Raw genomic sequence first — 1,132 nt, forward strand, 5'->3', positions numbered from 1 at the left:
GTTACGGGAGGTTGCGGGCCATGACGATGCGCTGGACCTGGTTGGTGCCCTCGTAGATCTGGGTGATCTTGGCGTCGCGCATCATCCGCTCGACCGGGTAGTCGCGGGTGTAGCCGTAGCCGCCGAGGAGCTGGACGGCGTCGGTGGTGATCTCCATCGCGGCGTCGGAGGCGAAGCACTTGGCGGCGGCGCCGAAGAAGGTCAGGTCGGCGTCGGTGCGCTGGGACTTCGCGGCGGCGGCGTAGGTGAGCTGGCGGGCCGCCTCCAGCTTCATCGCCATGTCGGCGAGCATGAACTGGATGCCCTGGAACTCGGCGATGGCCTTGCCGAACTGCTTGCGCTCCTTGACGTAGCCCTTGGCGTAGTCGAGGGCGCCCTGGGCGATGCCGATGGCCTGCGCGGCGATGGTGACCCGGGTGTGGTCGAGGGTCTTCATCGCGGTGGCGAAGCCGGTGCCCTCGGCGCCGATCATCCGGTCGGCGGGGATCCGCACGTTGTCGAAGTAGACCTCGCGGGTCGGCGAGCCCTTGATGCCGAGCTTCTTCTCCGGGGCGCCGAAGGACACCCCCTCGTCGCCCTTCTCGACCACGAACGCGGAGATGCCCTTGGAGCGCAGCGCCGGGTCGGTGACCGCCATGACGGTGTAGAACTCGGACACGCCGGCGTTGGTGATCCACCGCTTGACGCCGTTGAGGACCCAGAAGTCGCCGTCGCGGACCGCGCGGGTCTTCATGCCGGCCGCGTCCGAGCCGGCCTCCGGCTCGGACAGGCAGTAGGAGAACATGCCCTCGCCGCGGGCGAGCGCGCCCAGGTACTTGGCCTTCAGCTCCTCCGAGCCGGACAGCTGGACGGGCAGCGAGCCGAGCTTGTTCACCGCGGGGATCAGCGAGGACGAGGCGCAGACCCGGGCGACCTCCTCGATCACGATCACGGTGGCCAGCGCGTCCGCGCCCGCGCCGCCGTACTCCTCCGGCACGTGCACCGCGTGCAGGTCGTTGCCCTGCAGCGCCTCCAGCGCCTCGTGCGGGAACCGGCCCTGCTCGTCGACCTCGGCCGCGAACGGGGCGATCTTCGCCTCGGCCAGCGACCGCACCGCGTCACGGAGCATGTCGTGCTCCTCGGTCAAGCGGAA

At 69.9% G+C, this 1,132-nt stretch carries 1 protein-coding gene; it reads right to left on the minus strand.

Annotated elements, in window-relative coordinates; genetic code table 11:
- Nucleotide 1 precedes the first annotated feature (1 nt).
- Nucleotides 2-1,132, minus strand: a 1,131-nt coding sequence (locus AB0M03_RS39645; RefSeq protein ID WP_363501713.1) for an acyl-CoA dehydrogenase family protein, incomplete at its 5' end; no start/stop codon positions are given.

The sequence above is a fragment of the Kitasatospora sp. NPDC051914 genome (assembly GCF_040680995.1).
Lineage (GTDB): Bacteria > Actinomycetota > Actinomycetes > Streptomycetales > Streptomycetaceae > Kitasatospora.